At 59.6% G+C, this 2,573-nt stretch carries 2 protein-coding genes and 1 pseudogene; 2 read left to right on the forward strand and 1 reads right to left on the reverse strand.

All coding sequences use genetic code 11. The annotated features are described in order from the left end of the window. A pseudogene (gene ubiA / locus VL202_RS14755) lies at positions 1-245 on the forward strand (4-hydroxybenzoate octaprenyltransferase); the annotation flags it as partial. Positions 246-334: 89 nt separating this feature from the next. On the opposite strand, the gene VL202_RS14760 reads toward ubiA, so the two are convergent. After that, the gene (locus VL202_RS14760) at positions 335-901 is read right to left on the reverse strand and encodes a DUF6101 family protein (protein WP_056332611.1); all 567 of its coding nucleotides are present in this window, start codon (positions 899-901) and stop codon (positions 335-337) included. A 346-nt stretch (positions 902-1,247) separates the two neighbouring features. On the opposite strand from VL202_RS14760, the gene VL202_RS14765 reads away from it, so the two are divergent. Continuing rightward, positions 1,248-2,573: DUF1217 domain-containing protein (locus VL202_RS14765; RefSeq protein WP_325464854.1), on the forward strand; the 1,326-nt coding region annotated here is incomplete at its 3' end.

Below are 2,573 nucleotides of genomic sequence, written 5' to 3' on the forward strand. Positions count from 1 at the left end.
GTCCCTGGCTTTTCGGTCTCTACGGCCTCGCCGTGCTGCTGTTGCTTCTGTCTTTCATTTTTTCGGGCGCCGGCCTCGTCGCCTATCTCGGCCTGGCGATTGCGGCAGTGATGCTATTCTACCAGATCCTCGTGCTCGACATTCACGATGCCGGCCAGTGCCTTTCCCTGTTCAAGTTCAACAGCACCGTCGGGCTGATCGTCTTTGCCGGCCTCTGCGCCTCGCTCGCCCTGCGGCTTCTCTGAACGGATCGCTCCGGCTGAAACAGCCAACAAAAAACCGGTCGCAGGGACGACCGGTTTTTTGCGCTGGAGGAAGCTGGAATTCGTGTCGATCAGCGGCGGGCGATGATTTCCTGGCCGTCGATCTTCATGTTGACGCCGAGGCTGCCGGTGGAGCGGCGCATCAGGAAGCGCGGGCGGCGCTCGTTGAAAAGCGAATGGCGACGGCGCGGCTTGATATCGCGGGTGCGGACTTCGCCGAGATGCTCCTCGAGCGGTCGGGCGACGCCATCGGACTCCACCATCAGCATGGGGATGCGATAGGCCTCAGACCAGCCGCGCCAGTCGGCGGCGATGTCGGAAAGATCATGGGCGACCAGGAGCGGGACGCAGAGATCCGGATCCTCGTGATGAAGCTCGAGCGTGACGGTTACTTCGCCGTCTCCATGGTCGATGGCGCGGGCCGCAACGCCCTTGAAGGCGCGAGCGGGCAGGGCGATCGACAGCGGCAGGCCGCTTGACGGCAGCACCTTGCGCATCACCGCGCCGCGCTCGTCGAGGCTGATGGTGACATTGCTCGCCTGTCCGTGCAGATTGTAGCTCGCCTGCTGGGGGAAGCGTTTCGGGTCCAGCCGCAGCTGGGTTTCAACCCAGGCCGGTTGAGAAAGTACGTTCAGCATGTCTATCGCCCTTGTTTTCCTTGAGAGCCGGTTTCCGGTCTTCTCTTCGGGACTTTTCGTCCTCTGTGATCCAAGGATAGGGCGCGGCCGTTTGAGACCGCTTAAAAATCGCAGTTAAAAAACTTTGCATTTCCTGATGGTTAGCAAAAGCCAACGCGGCAGGGTTTCCCAATCGTGAAAATGATCGGCGGCTTTTTGCCGATCTTCCGGGGCCGTCGACATGGGCGCCGTAAAGCCACGCGCAAGCAAGAATGCCGATAGTGGCGGTTTCAGACCGCGGGATTGTGGAGGCGCGTCCGTCCGGATGGTGCCCCGCCCATGGGTTCAGGCGATCGGCAGAGCGGCAATGGTTTCGACATTCATCGACTACAATCTCATCACGCGCGACATGAAGACGAGCCTGCAGCGCACCTCCGAAAAGCTGCTGGTTGCCCGCGAGACCGAATATTACAAGGCCAATATCGGCAATGTCACCTCGATCGACGATTTCCTCGGCGACTACCGGCTCTACGCCTATGCGATGAAAGCGCACGGGCTGGAGGACATGACCTATGCCAAGGCCTTCATGCGCAAGGTCATGGAAAGCGACCTCAGCGACGACAACAGCTATGCCAATATGCTGACGGACGAGCGCTACCGCAATTTCGCCATGGCCTTCAGCTTTTCGCAATCGACCGAGGTGGTTCAAAGCGAGGCACAGGAAGATGCGCTGATCGGCCTCTACAATGAGTCGATCGCCAACCGCAGCGAGGCGGTCAGGACGGACTCGGCCTATTTTAACGCAGCGATCGACCACATCACGACGGCTGACCAGCTCTGGCAGAACGACAGGCTTAAGGATTACGCGCTGACGGCCTTCGGCTTCGATTCCAACTACATGTCCTATGAGCATTTCAAGGGCATCGTCACCAGCGACGTCAGCGATCCGGCGAGCTATGTGAATGTCACTGCGGCGAACTACAAACAGGGTTTCGAGGACAAGATCGCCCAGGTGCAGGCAAGCGCGACGCCGGAAGAACTGGCAGATCCCAGCAGCATGCCCAGCAGGCTGATTGCCCAGTATCAGGGCGCAATCGACAATGCGCCCGATTACCGGCCTCTCGCCGCCGCTTTCAACTTCCAGGATGACGGCACCCTGGCGGCCGGCGACCTGCCGATGTCGGACATGCAGAAGGCCTCGACGAACGAGGCCTATGTCTTCCAGCAGCCGCGGCTTTCGTCCTCTGCAGCCCAGCTCAACAAGATATTCTATGAAGCGGCGATCCAGAACGTCACCAAGATCGACGATATCCTCGGCAATTCCCGGCTGTTCGACTATATCCGCATTTCCTATGGCCTGCCGACGAGCCTTTTGATCTCGACGATGGGGAATGTCCTCTCCAGCGATCTCGATGATCCGACGAGCTATGCCAATACCCAGGGCGGTACCGAATTCGGCCCGATCTACAAGCAGCTTGCCGCTGCCTTCAATTTCCAGACCGATGGAACGCTGGCCGCCGGCGACAAGGCCCAGACCGCCTCGCAGATGGCCGAGACATCCGCCTACTGGATCGACCGTTACGACGATGCCGACGAAGCCTTCGACGAGGCGCTGATCAAATCCTACAAGACCCTGATCGGCGTCGTTGCCGATGTCGACGATCTGCTTGCAGACAGCAAGATCATGTCGCTG

Origin of the sequence: Pararhizobium sp., from assembly GCF_035497515.1 — a bacterium.
Lineage (GTDB): Bacteria > Pseudomonadota > Alphaproteobacteria > Rhizobiales > Rhizobiaceae > Pararhizobium.

What these genes read in the sequence shown, in the direction of transcription:
- VL202_RS14760 (WP_056332611.1), bottom strand. Translation starts at nt 901, where the DNA reads ATGCTGAACGTACTTTCTCAACCGGCCTGGGTTGAAACCCAGCTGCGG.